The organism is Sinorhizobium sp. 8-89, from assembly GCF_030124325.1.
GTDB lineage: Bacteria > Pseudomonadota > Alphaproteobacteria > Rhizobiales > Rhizobiaceae > Sinorhizobium.
The window spans coordinates 105,955-122,569 of record NZ_JASKLR010000005.1; the positions used below are offsets into that span (position 1 = coordinate 105,955).

At 62.6% G+C, this 16,615-nt stretch carries 15 protein-coding genes; 7 read left to right on the top strand and 8 right to left on the bottom strand.

Annotated elements, in window-relative coordinates; translation table 11 throughout:
* Nucleotides 1–119: 119 nt before the first annotated feature.
* Nucleotides 120–1,466 (bottom strand): ubiquinone biosynthesis hydroxylase, encoded by a 1,347-nt coding sequence (locus QN219_RS12790; RefSeq protein ID WP_284000063.1) that lies wholly within the window; start codon nucleotides 1,464–1,466, stop codon nucleotides 120–122.
* Here QN219_RS12790 and tesB point away from each other — a divergent pair.
* The 6 genes from tesB (at nucleotide 1,435) to QN219_RS12820 (ending at nucleotide 9,133) form a co-directional block, all read left to right on the top strand.
* Nucleotides 1,435–2,322: an acyl-CoA thioesterase II gene (gene tesB / locus QN219_RS12795; RefSeq protein WP_284000064.1), complete on the top strand. Its 888-nt coding sequence runs from the start codon at nucleotides 1,435–1,437 to the stop codon at nucleotides 2,320–2,322. The genes QN219_RS12790 and tesB overlap by 32 nt on opposite strands.
* Before the next feature lie 221 nt (nucleotides 2,323–2,543).
* Nucleotides 2,544–2,894, top strand: coding sequence for a P-II family nitrogen regulator (locus QN219_RS12800; RefSeq protein ID WP_167528132.1), 351 nt, complete (start codon nucleotides 2,544–2,546; stop codon nucleotides 2,892–2,894).
* A gap of 28 nt (nucleotides 2,895–2,922) precedes the next feature.
* Nucleotides 2,923–4,350 carry an ammonium transporter gene (locus QN219_RS12805; RefSeq protein ID WP_284000065.1) on the top strand — a complete coding sequence of 476 codons (1,428 nt, stop codon included), beginning with the start codon at nucleotides 2,923–2,925 and terminating at the stop codon, nucleotides 4,348–4,350.
* Between the two features lie 360 nt (nucleotides 4,351–4,710).
* Nucleotides 4,711–7,377 carry a DNA translocase FtsK gene (locus QN219_RS12810; RefSeq protein WP_284000066.1) on the top strand — a complete coding sequence of 889 codons (2,667 nt, stop codon included), beginning with the start codon at nucleotides 4,711–4,713 and terminating at the stop codon, nucleotides 7,375–7,377.
* Between the two features lie 121 nt (nucleotides 7,378–7,498).
* The gene (locus QN219_RS12815) at nucleotides 7,499–8,179 is read left to right on the top strand and encodes an outer membrane lipoprotein carrier protein LolA (protein WP_405052134.1); all 681 of its coding nucleotides are present in this window, start codon (nucleotides 7,499–7,501) and stop codon (nucleotides 8,177–8,179) included.
* Nucleotides 8,180–8,326: 147 nt separating this feature from the next.
* Nucleotides 8,327–9,133 carry an exodeoxyribonuclease III gene (locus QN219_RS12820; protein WP_284000068.1) on the top strand — a complete coding sequence of 269 codons (807 nt, stop codon included), beginning with the start codon at nucleotides 8,327–8,329 and terminating at the stop codon, nucleotides 9,131–9,133.
* Nucleotides 9,134–9,308: 175 nt separating this feature from the next.
* On the opposite strand, the gene QN219_RS12825 is transcribed toward QN219_RS12820, so the two are convergent.
* Nucleotides 9,309–9,764, bottom strand: coding sequence for a cyclic nucleotide-binding domain-containing protein (locus QN219_RS12825; protein ID WP_284000069.1), 456 nt, complete (start codon nucleotides 9,762–9,764; stop codon nucleotides 9,309–9,311).
* 176 nt (nucleotides 9,765–9,940) lie between these two features.
* The gene (locus QN219_RS12830; RefSeq protein ID WP_173508739.1) at nucleotides 9,941–10,624 is read right to left on the bottom strand and encodes a response regulator transcription factor; all 684 of its coding nucleotides are present in this window, start codon (nucleotides 10,622–10,624) and stop codon (nucleotides 9,941–9,943) included.
* A gap of 144 nt (nucleotides 10,625–10,768) precedes the next feature.
* Here QN219_RS12830 and QN219_RS12835 point away from each other — a divergent pair, with 144 nt between their 5' ends.
* Nucleotides 10,769–11,317: a L,D-transpeptidase family protein gene (locus tag QN219_RS12835; RefSeq protein WP_284000070.1), complete on the top strand. Its 549-nt coding sequence runs from the start codon at nucleotides 10,769–10,771 to the stop codon at nucleotides 11,315–11,317.
* A 54-nt stretch (nucleotides 11,318–11,371) separates the two neighbouring features.
* On the opposite strand, the gene QN219_RS12840 is transcribed toward QN219_RS12835, so the two are convergent.
* From QN219_RS12840 to rplS, 5 genes are all read right to left on the bottom strand, one after another.
* Nucleotides 11,372–11,920, bottom strand: coding sequence for a histidine phosphatase family protein (locus QN219_RS12840; RefSeq protein ID WP_284000071.1), 549 nt, complete (start codon nucleotides 11,918–11,920; stop codon nucleotides 11,372–11,374).
* 107 nt (nucleotides 11,921–12,027) lie between these two features.
* Nucleotides 12,028–13,437, bottom strand: a complete 1,410-nt coding sequence (leuC, locus tag QN219_RS12845) for a 3-isopropylmalate dehydratase large subunit (protein WP_284000073.1) — start codon at nucleotides 13,435–13,437, stop codon at nucleotides 12,028–12,030.
* Between the two features lie 282 nt (nucleotides 13,438–13,719).
* The gene (locus QN219_RS12850) at nucleotides 13,720–14,541 is read right to left on the bottom strand and encodes an amino acid ABC transporter permease (protein ID WP_284000074.1); all 822 of its coding nucleotides are present in this window, start codon (nucleotides 14,539–14,541) and stop codon (nucleotides 13,720–13,722) included.
* A 69-nt stretch (nucleotides 14,542–14,610) separates the two neighbouring features.
* The gene (locus tag QN219_RS12855) at nucleotides 14,611–15,420 is read right to left on the bottom strand and encodes a basic amino acid ABC transporter substrate-binding protein (RefSeq protein ID WP_284000075.1); all 810 of its coding nucleotides are present in this window, start codon (nucleotides 15,418–15,420) and stop codon (nucleotides 14,611–14,613) included.
* A gap of 259 nt (nucleotides 15,421–15,679) precedes the next feature.
* Nucleotides 15,680–16,222 carry a 50S ribosomal protein L19 gene (gene rplS / locus QN219_RS12860; RefSeq protein WP_284000076.1) on the bottom strand — a complete coding sequence of 181 codons (543 nt, stop codon included), beginning with the start codon at nucleotides 16,220–16,222 and terminating at the stop codon, nucleotides 15,680–15,682.
* Between the last annotated feature and the right edge of the window lie 393 nt (nucleotides 16,223–16,615).

Below are 16,615 nucleotides of genomic sequence, written 5' to 3' on the forward strand. Positions count from 1 at the left end.
CTCCCCGCTCGCGGGGAGAGGGAACTGAGCAGATGCCGTGAGTCTCCTTCGCCCCGTCGGCGGGGAGAAGGTGCCAGGCGGATGAGGGGCGCAACAGGCGAAAAGCTCTCTCACACCCCTCAGATCGGCTGGCCCGCAAGCAGGCGCGGGTCCCCCTCGCCGGCGACGCCGGCCGCCTGGCGGATGAAAAAATTCTTGAGCGACGGAAGACGATCGACGATGCCGAGGCCGACATCGCGGGCGATCCTGATCGGCGTGATGTCGTTCGAGAACAGCCGGTTCAGGACATCCGTCGTCACGCCCATCCGGAATGTGTCGAAACGCCGCCAGCTCTGGTAGCGCTCGAGAACCGCGAGCGAGCCGATGTCGAGGCCCAGGCGGTCCGCTTCGACGATCGTTTCGGCGAGCGCCGCTACATCCTTGAAGCCGAGATTGAGTCCCTGCCCGGAAATCGGATGGATACCATGGGCAGCGTCGCCCGCAAGCGCGAAGCGTGGGGCTACGAAGTCGCGGGCAAGCGTCAGACCAAGCGGAAACGCCCTGCGGCCGCCGACGACCTTGAGGTGGCCGAGCTTGTGGCCGAAACGGCGCTCGAGTTCCTCCTCGAAGAGGAAATCGTCGGCCTTGACGAGGCGTTCGGCGTCGAAGGTGCTTTCGGTCCAGACAAGCGACGAACGGTTGTTCTTGAGCGGCAGCGTGGCGAAGGGGCCGGCGGGCAGGAAATGCTCCTCGGCCGTGCCCTCGTGCGGGCGTTCGTGCTCGACAGTCGTCACGATGCCCGACTGGCCGTAATCGAACTCGACCACCTTGATGCCGGCAGCCTCGCGCAGCTTGGAGCGAACGCCGTCGCAGGCGACCAGAAGCCGCGTCTCGATCGTTTCACCACCGGCGAGCGTGACCACGACCGCGTGCTCGCCGCTCTTGAAGCTCTCGACCATCGACGATTGCTGGATGGAAACGCCAAGGTCCTTGCAGACGGTGCGCAGTGCACCGACCATCGCCGTGTTCGGCACCATATGGGCGAAGGGGCGTCCGTCGCCACCGTCGCCCTCGAAGGTGAGGAAAACCGGGCGTACCGGATCGGCCGCCTTGGAATCGGTGATCACCATCCTGAGGATCGGTTCGGCTTCGGGCACGATCGCATCCCAGACGCCGAGGACCTGAAGCATCCGCTCGGCCGCCGAGGCGACGGCGGACGCCCGCTCGTCCTTCTTCCAGGCGCCCTCCGGCGCGCCGTCGACGACCGTGACGGCGAAATGGGGTGCTGCTTTCTTCAGCGACACGGCAAGCGACAGGCCGACATAGCCGCCTCCGGCAATCAACACGTCGATCATCCGCTTCTCCCGTCGCACTTGAGCCCATCGCACTTGAGCATTTTTCCTATGGCTATATAGATCAATGCCATCGCCGTTCCTACCATCGGAGACAGCCGAAATGTCGCGCCCAGCCGAAACTGCCACGCCCATGGATGCGCTCCTTGCGATACTCGACCTCGAAAAGCTTGAGGAAAACCTGTTCCGCGGCCGAAGCCCCCAGGTCGGCTGGCAGCGGGTCTTCGGTGGACAGGTGATCGGCCAGGCGCTGGTGGCGGCGCAGCGGACCGTCGACGAGGGCCGCTATGTGCACTCGCTGCACGCCTATTTCATGCGACCGGGCGATCCGTCGGTCCCGATCATCTACGAAGTCGATCGCATCCGCGACGGTTCCAGCTTTGCCACGCGGCGGGTGGTGGCGATCCAGCACGGCAAGGCGATCTTCTCCATGTCGGCCTCGTTCCAATATGACGAGGACGGTTTCGATCATCAGTTCGAGATGCCGAAAGTGGCCATGCCGGAAACGTTGCCGGGCGAGCGTGAGCTCAGGGAGAAATTCCTGGTCCATGCGCCCGAGGCGATCCGCCGGTACTGGGAGCGGCCGCGGCCGATCGAGATCCGCCCGGTCTCGCTTGAGCATTATTTCTCGCGCGACAAGCTGCAGCCGACACAGGATGTCTGGGTGAAGGCTGTCGGCACCGTGCCGGACGAGCGTCATCTGCAGGCGGCCGTGCTTGCCTATCTCTCGGACATGACCCTGCTCGACACCTCTCTTTATGCCCACGGCACCTCGGTCTTCGACCGCAACCTGCAGGTCGCCAGTCTCGACCATGCCATGTGGTTCCACCGCCCCTCGAAGATGGATGACTGGCTTCTCTATACCCAGGACAGCCCGAGTGCACATGGCGCCCGCGGCATGACGCGCGGCAGCCTGTTCGACCGCTCAGGGGTGCTGATTGCCTCCGTGGCGCAGGAAGGATTGATCCGCAAAAAGGCAACTGAACAATAATTGAGCATTTTTCAATTTCTGCCTATTTTTTACGCTGAAGATCTGATGATTTTTTAGCATTCCGTGGAACAAACTCCACTGAATGCGATTTTTACGCGTTTTTTCAAAGGCTTAAGCCCACCCATCGAATCTGGCACGCCCCTTGAATGTATGTTTCCGGTTGCCCGGCGCTTCGCGCGCTTAAGCAGCAAGGAGAACGGCCTCCGCGGAGGCGGAATAGGATGGGAAACCAGATGAAAATTGTGATGGCCATTATCAAGCCGTTCAAGCTCGATGAGGTTCGTGAAGCCCTCACTCAAGTTGGCATCCAAGGGCTGACCGTAACCGAAGTGAAGGGCTACGGCCGCCAGAAGGGGCACACCGAAATTTACCGCGGCACCGAATACGCCGTGAGCTTCCTGCCGAAGCTCAAGGTCGAGATCGCCGTGCCGTCGGAGATCGTCGACAAGGCCGTCGACGCAATCGCCTCTGCCGCCAAGACCGGGCAGATCGGCGACGGCAAGATCTTTGTCTATGCGATCGACCATGCCGTTCGCATCCGCACCGGCGAAACCGATTCAGAAGCGTTGTAAACCACGCCGTTCAGGGAGCATTTGTCAAATGTCATCGTTCAAACTTTCCACCTCTCTCGGACGCTTGGGCGCAACCGCTGCCGCCCTGCTTGCGCCGGTCGTCGCCTTCGCCCAGGAGGCGGCCCCTGCCGCCGCCGAGGCCGTTGCGGCAACCCCTGTTCCCGACAAGGGCGACACCACCTGGATGCTGCTGTCGACCATCCTCGTTCTGCTCATGACCGTTCCGGGGCTGGCGCTCTTCTACGGCGGCCTCGTGCGCGCCAAGAACATGCTCTCGGTGCTGATGCAGGTTCTGATGATCACCGCCATCGTCATGATTATCTGGGTGACCTACGGCTATTCGCTGGCGTTCACCGATGGTGGTTCGCTCAACTCCTTTATCGGCGGCTTCTCCAAGATGTTCCTTGCCGGCGTCGACACGACGACGCTCGCGGAAAGCTTCTCGAAGGGCGTCTTCATTCCCGAATACGTCTTCGTGGTGTTCCAGATGACCTTCGCCTGCATCACGCCGGCGCTGATCGTCGGCGCTTTCGCCGAGCGCATCCGCTTCTCGGCCGTCGTGCTGTTCGTCGTCCTCTGGGTCACCTTCGTCTACTTCCCGATCGCCCACATGGTCTGGTTCTGGGGCGGCCCGAGCGCCTACACGGCCCCGACCGGCCTGATCTTCTCCTTCGGCGCCATCGACTTTGCCGGCGGCACTGTCGTCCACATCAATGCCGGTATCGCAGGTCTCGTCGGCGCGATCCTGCTCGGCAAGCGCACGGGCTACAAGAAAGAGATCATGGCACCGCATTCGATGACGCTCACGATGGTCGGCGCCTCGCTGCTGTGGGTCGGCTGGTTCGGCTTCAATGCCGGCTCCAACCTCGAAGCCAATGCCTATGCGGCGCTCGCCATGATCAACACATTCCTCGCAACGGCCGCCGCAATCATCTCCTGGGCCGTGGTTGAAACGCTCGTCCGCGGCAAGGCTTCGATGCTCGGCGCTGCATCGGGTGCCGTTGCCGGCCTCGTCGCCGTCACGCCGGCTGCCGGCTTCGCCGGCCCGATGGGCGCGATCGTTCTCGGCCTCATCGTCTCGCCGGTCTGCTACTTCTTCGTCGACGTGGTGAAGAACAAGTTCAACTATGACGACAGCCTCGACGTGTTCGGCATCCACGGCGTCGGCGGCATCCTCGGCGCGATCGGAACCGGTATCCTCGTCAACCCGGCGCTCGGCGGCGCAGGCATCGTCGACTACTCGACCGCCGACTTCGCTGCTGGCTACGCCGGCACGGCAACGCAGGTCTGGGCGCAGCTCAAGGGCGTCCTCGTCACCGTCGTCTGGTCCGGCATCGGCTCGGCCATCCTCTACAAGGTGGTCGACGCGATCGTCGGTCTGCGCGTCTCGGTCGAAGCCGAGCGTGAGGGTCTCGACCTCTCCTCGCACGGCGAAGCCGCCTACCACGCGAGCTAAGCGATTGCGGCGCCCCCTGCATTTGGGCGGCGCCGCCGACAGTCCCGTCGCGGTCCGTCTGGTTATTGCGGACCGCTCCTGGCCCGGATCCCCAAGATCCGGGCCTTTTTTGTCCGATGCCCCCTTTGTCTGGCGGCCGCGCAATCGGTATTTTACCGGCACACGCTCATGGTTAATGTCGCATTAACCCTACTCCGCGTAGGTTGATTCCATGGCACGCAATGTGCCCGAAGCATCCCGCTCGCACGCAGCAACCTTCCAAGCTGGGCGTGGTGCTCCGGAATCAAAGTACTGGAACGTCCCCATGGTCTACCCATGAACGCGCGGCGCTCCGCAGGATCGACACGGGCAACAGGCAACATGAGCAGAAGCAATCCCGCAACGCTTGACAGCCGTTCCAACCGGTTCGTGCTGGCCACCTTCGTTTGGCGACAGGTCGCCTCGCTGGCGGGCTTTGCCCTGTTCGGCGCACTGGCGCTCGCCGTCGCGGCGCTCTCGACATGGAACGTGTCTGACCCGAGCTTTTCCTACGCAACCTCGGACGAGCCGACCAATGTGCTCGGCTATGCGGGCGCCGCCTTCGCCGACATCTTCATGCAATTCTTCGGGCTGGCGAGCGTCGTCGCGCTGCTGCCCGCAGTCGCCTGGGCGCTGGTTCTCATCGGCGGCAAACCGTTCGACAAGGTATTCAAGCGTCTCGGCTTCTGGTTCGTCGGCTCCGCGCTTGCGGGCGCGGCGCTGAGCTGTGTTCCGGCGCCGATTACCTGGCCGCTTCCGAACGGCCTCGGCGGTGTTTTCGGCGACATGATCCTGCGCTTCCCGGCCCTTTTCACCGGCGCCTTCCCGACCGGCACGTTTGCCACCGTTCTCGCCTGCCTTTTCGCCGCCCCGGCTGCCTGGTGCCTGATCTATAGCGCCGGCCTCATCGGCGTCAGCGAGGAGCAAGAGGAAGCCCAGGCGGAGCAAGCCGCGCCGAGCAAGGCCCGCACCGTCGGCGAGGAAATCGAGGATGAGGACGCGGAAGGTCCGTTCACCTTGCTCATGGGCTCGCTCGCCCATATGCGCTTTACGCTTGAGGCCCGCCTACGGCGCGCCTTCGGCATGAGCGGCACGCGAAGCGCTAAACGCCAATACGACGAACCCTATGATTTCAACAACGACGAATTCGGCACGTTGAACGAACCGGCGCGGCCGAAACCGCTGGCCTCCACCGACCGTATCGAGCCTTCGCTCGACCGCTCGGAACGCCGCATCGTCACGCCGCCGCCGATCATGGCCGACGACGATGACGATCCGCCCTTCGATCCCGACGAGCAGCGCCCCGCCGGCATCCTGCCGGATGATGACTACGACGACGTGGCCGCCGACTGGGCGCCGAAAGCCGCTCCGCCGAAGGCAGCAGCGCTCGCCAAGGCCGGATCCCGCGTCGCATCGCCGGCGCCGCGCCCCAAATCGGGCCAGCGCATCGAACGCGAAGCTCAGCGCTCGTTTGTCGACGACGACGGCGATTTCGTGCTGCCGCCGATGCACTTCCTCGCCGAGCCGAAGAACGTCACCCGCGATCCCTCGCTTTCGTCCGACGCGCTCGAACAGAACGCCCGCATGCTCGAGGGCGTGCTCGAGGATTTCGGCGTCAAGGGCGAGATCATCCACGTTCGCCCCGGCCCCGTGGTCACGCTTTACGAACTCGAGCCGGCACCGGGCATCAAATCCTCCCGCGTCATCGGCCTTGCCGACGACATCGCCCGCTCGATGAGCGCGATCGCCGCCCGTGTCGCCGTCGTTCCGGGCCGCAATGCCATCGGCATCGAGCTGCCGAACCAGCGGCGCGAAACCGTCTACCTGCGCGAGCTAATCGGCTCGCGCGACTTCGAGACGACCAAGACCAGGCTCGCCATGGCGCTCGGCAAGACCATCGGCGGCGAGCCCGTGATCGCCGATCTCGCAAAGATGCCGCATCTGCTCGTCGCCGGTACCACCGGTTCGGGCAAGTCGGTGGCGATCAACACAATGATCCTGTCACTGCTCTATCGGCTCAGGCCAGATCAGTGCCGCCTGATCATGATCGACCCGAAGATGCTGGAACTCTCTGTCTATGACGGCATCCCGCACCTGCTTTCGCCTGTTGTGACCGATCCGAAGAAGGCCGTCGTCGCGCTGAAATGGACCGTGCGCGAGATGGAAGAGCGCTACAAGAAAATGTCCAAGATCGGTGTGCGCAACATCGACGGCTTCAACACCCGCGTCGAGCAGGCGCTCGCCAAGGGCGAAGCGATCACCCGTACGGTTCAGACCGGGTTCGATCGCCAGACGGGCGAAGCGATGTACGAGACGGAGGAATTCGACCTCACGCCGCTGCCGTACATCGTCGTGATCATCGACGAGATGGCCGACCTGATGATGGTCGCGGGCAAGGACATCGAAGGCGCCGTCCAGCGCCTCGCCCAGATGGCGCGTGCGGCCGGCATCCACGTCATCATGGCAACACAGCGTCCCTCGGTCGACGTCATCACCGGCACGATCAAGGCGAACTTCCCGACGCGCATCTCCTTCCAGGTCACCTCCAAGATCGACAGCCGCACGATCCTCGGCGAGCAGGGCGCCGAACAATTGCTCGGCATGGGGGACATGCTCTACATGGCCGGTGGCGGGCGCATCCAGCGCGTGCACGGTCCCTTCGTCTCCGACACGGAAGTGGAAGAGGTGGTCGCCTACTTGAAGACCCAGGGCGTGCCGCAATATCTCGATGCGATCACCGAGGACGATGGCGACGACGAGGACGGCGGCGGACCGGCCGGCACCTCCAACCTCGCCGATTCCGATGATCCCTACGATCAGGCCGTGTCGATCGTGCTGCGCGACGGCAAAGCCTCGACCTCCTATGTGCAGCGACGCCTCGGTATCGGTTATAATCGTGCCGCCTCGCTGATCGAGCGGATGGAGCAGGAAGGAATCATCGGACCGGCAAACCATGCCGGCAAGCGCGAGATCCTGGTGCCGACCGAGGCCGAAATCACCGGCCGGTAATCCGGCCCTCATCGCCGGCCGCCATGAGGCGCGGCCGGTAACGGTCATTTGAAAACGACGCCTCTTGCGGCATCAGGCAGCGCCTTGAAGGCGCCCCACTTGCTCTTCAAATGATCTTGAAATGAAGGAGACTGCGATGACAGAGACAAGAACCGGCCAGGACCGCAATCGGGCAATCTCGCGGCGCGTCTTCGTTTGCGGCCTGGCGGCTCTCGCGGGCATGGCCGGAACGACGCTCGATGCGAAGCACGCCTCGGCACAGGCCTCTGGTGTCGCCCAGAGGATTGCCGACCATTTTTCGTCGGTGAAGACGATGGCGGGCGAGTTCGTGCAGTTCGGGCCGCGCGGCGAGCAGACAGGTGGCAAATTCTACATCCGCCGCCCCGGACGCATCCGCTTCAATTACGAGGCACCCTCCCCGATGCGGGTGATCGCCGACGGCAAGTCGGTCGTCATCGGCAACATGAAGCTGAAGACCTGGGACATCTACCCGCTTTCGAAGACGCCGCTCAATCTGTTGCTGAGCGAAAGGATCGATCTGACCGGCAGGATGGTGCGTGCCGTCCGGGAGGAGTCCGACCTCATCACCATCGTACTCGGAGACCGCTCGATCTTCGGTGATTCGACCATCACGATGATGTTCGACCCCAAGACCTACGATCTTCGGCAGTGGACGATCACCGATCCCCAAAAGAAGGACACTTCGGTGATGATCTTCAACGTTCGCACCGGAATGCAGCTGGACGACAAGGTTTTCCGCATTCCCTATGACGAGGTGCGCAACAAAGGGCGCGGCGGCTGATCAGGCAACGCGGGAAACGGTGAGAAACGGCCGCCCTCGGGCGGCCTTTTTCTTGACTTGTCGATCGGCCCCAGACCTGCTTAAAACGCCCCGTGTTGCCGGATACCTGCTCTCCCTCCGTCGGCAAAATTTCCAAAGGAATGAGGAATGGCCCTTTCCATCGCCACGTGGAACATCAACTCAATTCGTCTGCGCATGCCGCTGGTCGAGCACTTTCTGAAGACATGGCAGCCCGACATCCTGTGCCTGCAGGAAACCAAATGCCCGAACGACCAGTTTCCGTCGTCGCCGCTCAAAAGCCTCGGCTACAAATACATCGAGATGCACGGCCAGAAAGGCTATCACGGCGTGGCGACCGTCTCGCGCCTGCCGCTGCATGAGCTTTCCGACCGCCGCGACTATTGCGGTGTTGGCGACGCCCGCCATCTTTCGGTGGTCTTCGGGGCCGGCGGCAAGACGATACGGCTGCACAACTTCTATGTGCCGGCCGGTGGCGACGAGGCCGACCGGACGATCAATCCGAAGTTCGGTCACAAACTCGACTTCGTCGACGAAATGAAGCTCCTGCACGCCGAAGCCGAAGCCGGGGTCTCGTCGATCCTCGTTGGCGATCTCAACATCGCGCCGCTCGAGGACGACGTCTGGTCGCACAAGCAGCTCTTGAAGATCGTCAGCCATACCCCGATCGAGACCGAAGGCCTGATTTCGGTGATGACCGGCGGCGCCTGGGTCGACCTGATGCGCCAGCACGTTCCGCCGCCGGAAAAGCTCTACACCTGGTGGAGTTATCGCGCGAAGGATTGGGCCTTGGCCGACCGCGGTCGCCGCCTCGATCACATCTGGTCCTCGGCCGACCTCGCGCCGAAACTGAGCCGCATCGACATTCTGCGCGAGGCACGCGGCTGGGATCGCCCTTCCGACCACGTGCCGGTGATCGCGCATTTCGAGCTTTAACGGCCGCAACGCCTTTGAGGTCACGCTGTGGACGCGGCATGCGCATGATTACCCCTCACCCTAACCCCCTCCCCGCAGGCGCGGCGCGGGGATTAAGAACGCGCAGCGAGTCCTTCTCCCCGTCAGAACGGGGAGAAGGTGGCCGGCAGGCCGGATGAGGGGCAATCGCACTGCGCTACGCGAAACGGCCGGCGAGCGCCTCGGCGCGCCGGATCATCGCCTGCAGGTTCTCGCGGATGCGGGCTTCGACAAGCGCCGTCACCTCCGGGTACTCTTCCAGCATTCGGCGAAAAAGCGGGCGGTTGATGCGGATCACTTCGCTGTCTTCGTCGGCGGTTGCGGTGAATTTGCGTTCGACCATGGAAATCAGCGCCAGTTCGGACAGCAGCGCGCCGCGCTCGACCGTGGTCACATGCTGCGGTCGACCTTCGCCGTCCACCTTGGAAAGCGTGAAGCTGCCGGCGGCGACGGCAAAGGCACAGTCGGCCGGCGCCCCTTCGCGAAAGAGTTCCTGGCCTTTCGACAAGCGGCGGCGCTCGGCACCGAAGGCAATCAGCCTCAGCTTGTCCTCGCTGATATCGGCAAAGAGCGCCACGTTGGATAAAAGCGCGATGTCGTCATTGAGTGCCAAAGCGGCAAATCTCCTGGCTCGTATTGCAGCGCCGCGCGTCTTGTCAGGCGCGCAAGGATCGCTGTAGCACTTTGAATGACTGCATGTTTCCTTTGATCGGTGCGATTTAAGAAAACATGCAGAAAGGAGCGGGATGCGGGAACCGAAAACCGCTTCACGCCTTTCCTCAATCCCGCTTAAGGTACGATCTTGTAGCCGCCGTTCTCTGTCACCAAAATCTCTGCATTGGAAGGGTCGCGCTCGATTTTCTGACGGAGCCGGTAGACATGCGTTTCCAGTGTGTGCGTGGTCACGCCGGAATTGTAGCCCCAGACCTCTTCGAGCAGGACATCGCGCGTGACCACTTTCTGGTCGGCGCGGTAGAGATAGCGGATGATCGCCGCTTCCTTCTCCGTCAGGCGGATCTTCTGGCCGTTCTCCATCGTCAGCAGTTTCTGGCTCGGCTTGAACGTGTAGGGACCGACGCTGAAGGTGGCGTCCTCGCTCTGCTCGTGCTGGCGAAGCTGGGCGCGAATGCGCGCGAGCAGGACGGCAAAACGAAAGGGCTTCGTAACGTAATCGTTGGCGCCCGCTTCAAGCCCGAGGATGGTGTCCGAATCGGTGTCATGGCCTGTCAGCATGATGATCGGCGCCTTGAAGCCGCCTTTGCGCAGGAGCTTGACCGCCTCGCGGCCATCCATGTCGGGCAGGCCGACATCCATGATCAGGAGGTCGACCTGATGCGCGCGAGCCGCCTGGATCCCCTTGCCGGCGGTCGCCTCTTGCAGAAGGTCGAACTCTTCATAGAGAGAAAGCTGTTCTACCAATGTTTCGCGCAGGTCATTGTCGTCATCGACAAGGAGAATGGTGCGTGTCGCCATGGGGACAATTCCTGTTTGCTTCCTGAATCAAAACTAGCTCAAATGCCGCGCTTGGCAAGCCGGCCGCCATTGAGCGTCGTCATAAATGCAACCATGCCTATGGTTGTCACTAAGTCACGGACAAGGCAAAATTTTGTGAGAATAATGCGCAAGAAAACGTCGGGAGTAAGATCGCCGAAATCCACGATCATCGTCAGAACGGCGCCCCGCGACCGTCGGCGCGCGCTTGTCAGTTTCGACGGCAGAACGGAGCAGGCGGCGATCGGCCGTGGCGGCGTGACGGCGGTGAAGCGCGAGGGCGACGGCGCGACGCCGCGTGCATCGATGAAACTGATCGGCGGCTACATGCGTCGCGACCGCATCTCGCTGCCACCGACTTGCCTGCCGATGCGCGCTATCCGCCGCGACATGCTCTGGTGCGACGATCCGGGGCACGCCTGCTACAACCGCCCGGCCAAGGCCCCGCTTGCGGTAAGCCACGAGACGATGTTGCGCGACGATGGCCTTTATGACGTATGTCTGGTCATGGACTGGAACATTTTCTGCAGACGACGCAACGCCGGCTCCGCGATCTTCTTCCACCTGATTCGCCCCGGCTACGAGCCGACGCAGGGTTGCGTCGCCGTCAGCCTTCCGGCGATGAAGCGGCTGATCCGGCATATGCGCCGGGGAACGGTCGTGAAGGTGGTGTAGGAACTAAAGCGCCGCGCGTCCAATCGGACGCGCGAAGATCGCTGCAGAGATGGCTCATCGCGTTCCGTCGTCCAGCATGCGGGGTGTCACGAACTGAACGAGCCGGCCCGTGCCGGGCGCTATCTCCGACCATTGCTCGACGGTGAAGTCGATGACGGCGAGCCCGGCCGTCGGAAACTTCTCGCGCAGGCGCGCCAACGCCGCCTCGTCTCCGCCGCTGGCGAGGAGGAGTGCAAGCTCCGCCATGCCCGGGTTGTGCCCGACGAGCATGAGCTTCTCGACGGACGGGTCTACCTTGCGGATCACATCGATCATGGCCTTGGCGGCGACCTCGTAGATGGCGACAGCGTCGCGGGCGTCAACCTTGTGCGGAAACGCCTCGCCGACGAGCTCCCAGGTCTCCTGCGCGCGTCGGGCGGTCGAAACGAGCGCGAGATCCGGGATCAGCTCCTGCCGCGCCATGAATGCGCCGATTGCCGGCGCCGCCTTCCGGCCGCGGCCGGCAAGCGGGCGGCGATGGTCGGCAACTCCCTCCGGCCAGGCGGATTTGCCGTGGCGGAGCAACATGAGGCGGCGTGTCGGGGGTCTGGCGTCGTCAGGCATGGGGCGTTCCTCATCTGTCGGCCAATCATTTCATTCTCGCACCCTCGCGCGCATAAAAAAAGGCCGCCCCGAGGGGCGGCCATAGACGCCGGAAAGCTCGAACCGGCTTACTTCCACTCGCGAATATCTACGAAATGCCCAGCGACCGCCGCAGCCGCGGCCATGGCCGGAGAGACCAGATGCGTGCGCCCCTTGAAGCCCTGGCGGCCTTCGAAGTTGCGGTTCGACGTCGAGGCGCAACGCTCGCCCGGCTTCAACCGATCGTCGTTCATCGCAAGGCACATGGAGCAGCCGGGCTCGCGCCAGTCGAAGCCCGCTTCCTTGAAGATCCTGTCGAGTCCCTCGGCTTCCGCCTGTTCCTTGACGAGACCGGAGCCCGGCACGATCATCGCGGAAACGGTCGGGGCGACCTTGCGGCCTTCGACGACCTTCGCGACGGCGCGCAGGTCCTCGATGCGGCCGTTCGTGCACGAGCCGATGAAGACCCGATCGATGGCGATGTCGGTGATCTTCGTACCTGGCTTCAGGCCCATATAGTCGAGCGCGCGCCACTTCGAGGCACGTTTGGTCTCGTCCTGGATTTCATCCGGGTTCGGAACGATACCCTGCACTGAGACCACGTCTTCCGGCGAGGAACCCCAGGACACGATCGGCGGCAGGTTGGCGGCGTCGAGTACGACGACGCGGTCGTAGTGGGCGCCCTCGTCCGTATGCAGCGTCTTCCAGTATTCGAGCGCCATGTCCCAGGCCTTGCCCTTCGGTGCGCGCGGCCGGTCCTTGATATAGGCGAAGGTCGTTTCGTCCGGCGCGATCAGGCCGGCGCGGGCGCCCCCTTCGATCGTCATGTTGCAGATCGTCATGCGGCCTTCCATCGAGAGCGACCGAATGGCTTCCCCGGCGAACTCGATGACATGGCCGGTGCCGCCGGCCGTGCCGATCTCGCCGATGATCGCGAGGATGATGTCCTTGGCAGTGACGCCCGGCGGCAGCTGGCCGTCGACGCGCACCAGCATGTTCTTGGCCTTCTTCTGGATCAGCGTCTGCGTTGCCAGGACATGCTCGACCTCAGAGGTGCCGATACCGTGCGCCAGCGCGCCGAAGGCGCCGTGGGTCGAGGTGTGGCTGTCGCCGCACACGATCGTCATGCCCGGCAGCGTGAAGCCCTGTTCAGGACCAACGATATGGACGATGCCCTGGCGCTTGTCGTTCTCGGAGTAGTATTCGACGCCGAAGTCGGCAGCATTCTTGGCGAGCGCCTCGACCTGGATGCGGCTCTCCTCGTTCTTGATGCCGAGGTGGCGATCGGGCGAGGTCGGAACGTTATGGTCGACGACGGCGAGCGTCTTTTCCGGCGCGCGGACCTGGCGGCCGGCCATGCGCAGGCCCTCGAAGGCCTGCGGGCTCGTCACCTCGTGAACGAGGTGACGATCGATGTAGAGAAGACAGGTGCCGTCCTCCTGGCTGTTGACCAGGTGATCGTCCCAGATCTTGTCATAGAGGGTACGCGGTGCGCTCATGGCATATGTCCATTCGAATTTTCAGAATATGGGAACGGCCGGCAGCAGGGCGGCCGGAAAAAACTGATCGAACGATCAGGATAGGCGGCTGGTGAGCGCGCCGGAAACTCGCGCAAAAAAGCGTGCCGGTAGACGCTTGTGGTCCTGCAGCACGACGATTTTCTGTTCGCGACATCCGAATTTGGATTCCATGGCCGTGCTCATATCAATTTTTTGACTGTTCGGCAATTGGCGAGATGTGGAGCGATTCCGCGAGCATCCCTCTCCAACCAATACGATAACCTACCGCGGCGCCTCCGCCCGCCGCAGCCGCCGCTCGAGCGCCCGGAGCGCCAGCGACAGGCCAATCGTCAGGATGAGATAGACATAGGCGACGATGGAATAGGTCTCGAAAAAGCGGAAAGAGCCCGAGGCATAGATCTTGCCCATCTGAGTGATATCGGCGACGCCGAGCACCGAGACCAGCGAGGAATCCTTGACCATCGCCACGAAGTCGTTGCCGAGCGGCGGCAGGATGATGCGGATCGCCTGCGGAAAGACGACGAGGCGGAAGCGCTGGTAGCGCGAAAGCCCAAGCGCCTTCGCCGCCTCCACCTGTCCCTTGTCGACCGACTGGATGCCGGCGCGAAAGACCTCGGCGATGAAGGCCGAATAGCCGATCATCAAGGCGATGATCGCCCGCCACATCAGCGAGATGTCGCGAACGACGAGCGGCTCCATCCAGCCGGCCGAGATGAAGGGCGCAGCCGCGAAGTTCGCGACGACCACCAGCGCCGGCGCGCCGACGAAGGCGATGTAGAAGAGCAGAACGAGGATCGGCACGCCACGGATCACCTCGGTATAGAAGCGCGCGGTCTGGCGCAGCGCGACACGCTCCGAAAGCGCCATCAACGCCACGCCGAGGCCTAGCACCGTCGCCAGCGCAAAACCCATCAGCGTCACGAAAACGGTGACGCCTATGCCTTTGAGGACGACGTTGAAGACCTGGGAAAAGATGTCGTTGGTTGCAATAACCGCGGCGAGCGCCACGGCAATGACGAGAAGGGCGACCAGCCACCAGGGATAGTCGCCCTTTTCGGAAGTGTCGGATCTAACTGGCGCCATCATGATTCCGATAAGTTGGAGCGGGATGCCGGCGGAAAACCGCACACTTTGCTCATCCCGCTCCGGCAATCAGCCGCCCATCTTGTAGTCGAGGAACCATTTCTTATTCAGCGCATCGAAGGTGCCGTCCTCCTTCAGCGCCTTGATGGCGGCATTGATCGGGGCAACGAGATCGGAGCCCTTCGGGAAAATGAAGCCGAAATCCTCGGTGCCGAGCGGCTCGCCGACGACCTTGAGCTTGCCTTCCGAAGAATCGACATAGCCCTTCGCGGCCACGCTGTCGGTCAGCACGAGGTCGACGTCGCCGGCCTTCAAGGCCTGCACCGTCGCGCCAAACGTCTCGAACAACTTGATGCGCGGGTTCTGCTCGTTGCCGTCGAGAATCTCATAGACCGCCGTGTAGAACGGCGAGGTGCCGGGCTGGGCGCCGATCAGCGCATCCTCGACTGCGGCGAAGCTCTTGGCGTCCTTGAAGCGGGTTTCGTCGCCGCGCACCAGCATGAACTGCTGCGAGCGCATATAAGGGTCGGAGAAGTCGACCTTTTCCTTGCGGTCGTCCTTGATGGTGATACCGGTCATGCCGACCTGGTACTGGCCGTCGGAAACCGCCTGAATCATCGCGTCCCAACTGGTGTTCTGGTATTCGACCTTGAAGTTCAGCCGTCTGGCGATCTCGTTCATCGCATCATACTCCCATCCGACGGCGTGGCCGGTCTTCGGATCGACGAATTGCAGCGGCGGATAGGCGTTCTCGGTGACGACGACAACCGTCTTGCCGCCGAGATCCGGCAGGTCGCTCGCGACAGCGGGCGCGGAGAATGCGAATGGGACGGCGAGGGCTGCGGCGATACCCGCAAGCACATGGCGACGGCATGTCATTGGAGAAGCTCCCGAAAATTGTGGCGACAGAAAATGTCACAAATTTCACCGGGAAGACAAGCAGATAGATGACAATGATTTGGGATCGACGCAAAATCATTACCATCCGATTTTTCAAATCGAGGGAAGCGGCTGGAAAGCCGCTTTTCCGTGATCCGCTTCAGAGCGCCGCGCGTGCATGAACGCGCCCAGGACGCTCTGGAGGCAAAAAAGAAAGGCGGCCCGAGGCCATCTTTCTGCAAATCCGAGGATTTGAGTCTTATTCTGCGGCGTTTTCCGCTGCCTGTGCCTCGGCAGCTTCGGCTGCTGCCTTTGCTTCGGCGGCTTCCGCTGCTGCCTTCTCGGCGGCAAGCGCCTGGGCGGCTGCTACCTTTTCGGCCTCGATGCGTGCCTTTTCCTCGGCAACGGTCTGGCGCTCGGCTTCGTTCAGCTTACGGGCGCGCGTGCCGGTGTTCTCGACGATGCGGGCCGACTTGCCGCGACGGTCACGCAGATAGTAGAGCTTGGCGCGACGAACCTTACCGCGGCGGACCACTTCGACGCTCTCTACGAGCGGAGAATAAACCGGGAATACGCGCTCGACGCCTTCGCCGTAGGAGATCTTGCGAACGGTGAAGCTCTCGTTGATGCCGCCGCCGGAACGGGCGATGCAGACGCCTTCATAGGCCTGGACGCGGGTACGGTTGCCTTCGACAACGCGGACGTTGACGCGAACGGTATCGCCGGCGGAAAAATCGGGAAGGGTGCGCTTTGCGGCGATCTTGGCGGCCTGTTCGGCTTCCAGCTGCTGGATGATGTTCATCGGTCTAACCTTTGCGTTCTTCTGAAACAGCCAGAGCGCTCTCGATCAGCCTGTTGGTTTTCCCTTCAAGCTTTGCCGTACTTGTGGCAGGAGCGGATTCGCCATTCTTTGTTGGTGGTCGACGGGCAAAGAACCCGAACCGGGGCGGCACATACACCAAACGATCCGCCTTGTCATCCCCGAAAGCGGATTTTCGACTGCATGTTTCCTTAAATCGTAGCCGATTTAAGGATAAAAACATGCAGCACTTCAAAGTGCTACAGCGTCCTTTGCGCGTCTGATAAGACGCGCGGCGCTGTAGACGCTTGCCGCCTCAGAAACGGCATTTTATCAGAATTGCCTGAAATTCCAGGCATTAGAGACAGTTTCGGCGGCGGGCTTGCGGTCGATTTC

What these genes read in the sequence shown, in the direction of transcription:
- leuC (WP_284000073.1), bottom strand. Translation starts at nt 13,437, where the DNA reads ATGAGCGCACCGCGTACCCTCTATGACAAGATCTGGGACGATCACCTG.
- QN219_RS12805 (WP_284000065.1), top strand. Translation starts at nt 2,923, where the DNA reads ATGTCATCGTTCAAACTTTCCACCTCTCTCGGACGCTTGGGCGCAACC.
- QN219_RS12810 (WP_284000066.1), top strand. Translation starts at nt 4,711, where the DNA reads ATGAGCAGAAGCAATCCCGCAACGCTTGACAGCCGTTCCAACCGGTTC.
- QN219_RS12835 (WP_284000070.1), top strand. Translation starts at nt 10,769, where the DNA reads ATGCGCAAGAAAACGTCGGGAGTAAGATCGCCGAAATCCACGATCATC.
- QN219_RS12820 (WP_284000068.1), top strand. Translation starts at nt 8,327, where the DNA reads ATGGCCCTTTCCATCGCCACGTGGAACATCAACTCAATTCGTCTGCGC.
- QN219_RS12840 (WP_284000071.1), bottom strand. Translation starts at nt 11,920, where the DNA reads ATGCCTGACGACGCCAGACCCCCGACACGCCGCCTCATGTTGCTCCGC.
- QN219_RS12850 (WP_284000074.1), bottom strand. Translation starts at nt 14,541, where the DNA reads ATGGCGCCAGTTAGATCCGACACTTCCGAAAAGGGCGACTATCCCTGG.
- rplS (WP_284000076.1), bottom strand. Translation starts at nt 16,222, where the DNA reads ATGAACATCATCCAGCAGCTGGAAGCCGAACAGGCCGCCAAGATCGCC.
- QN219_RS12815 (WP_405052134.1), top strand. Translation starts at nt 7,499, where the DNA reads ATGAAGGAGACTGCGATGACAGAGACAAGAACCGGCCAGGACCGCAAT.
- QN219_RS12800 (WP_167528132.1), top strand. Translation starts at nt 2,544, where the DNA reads ATGGGAAACCAGATGAAAATTGTGATGGCCATTATCAAGCCGTTCAAG.
- QN219_RS12830 (WP_173508739.1), bottom strand. Translation starts at nt 10,624, where the DNA reads ATGGCGACACGCACCATTCTCCTTGTCGATGACGACAATGACCTGCGC.
- QN219_RS12790 (WP_284000063.1), bottom strand. Translation starts at nt 1,466, where the DNA reads ATGGGCGTGGCAGTTTCGGCTGGGCGCGACATTTCGGCTGTCTCCGAT.
- QN219_RS12855 (WP_284000075.1), bottom strand. Translation starts at nt 15,420, where the DNA reads ATGACATGCCGTCGCCATGTGCTTGCGGGTATCGCCGCAGCCCTCGCC.
- tesB (WP_284000064.1), top strand. Translation starts at nt 1,435, where the DNA reads ATGTCGCGCCCAGCCGAAACTGCCACGCCCATGGATGCGCTCCTTGCG.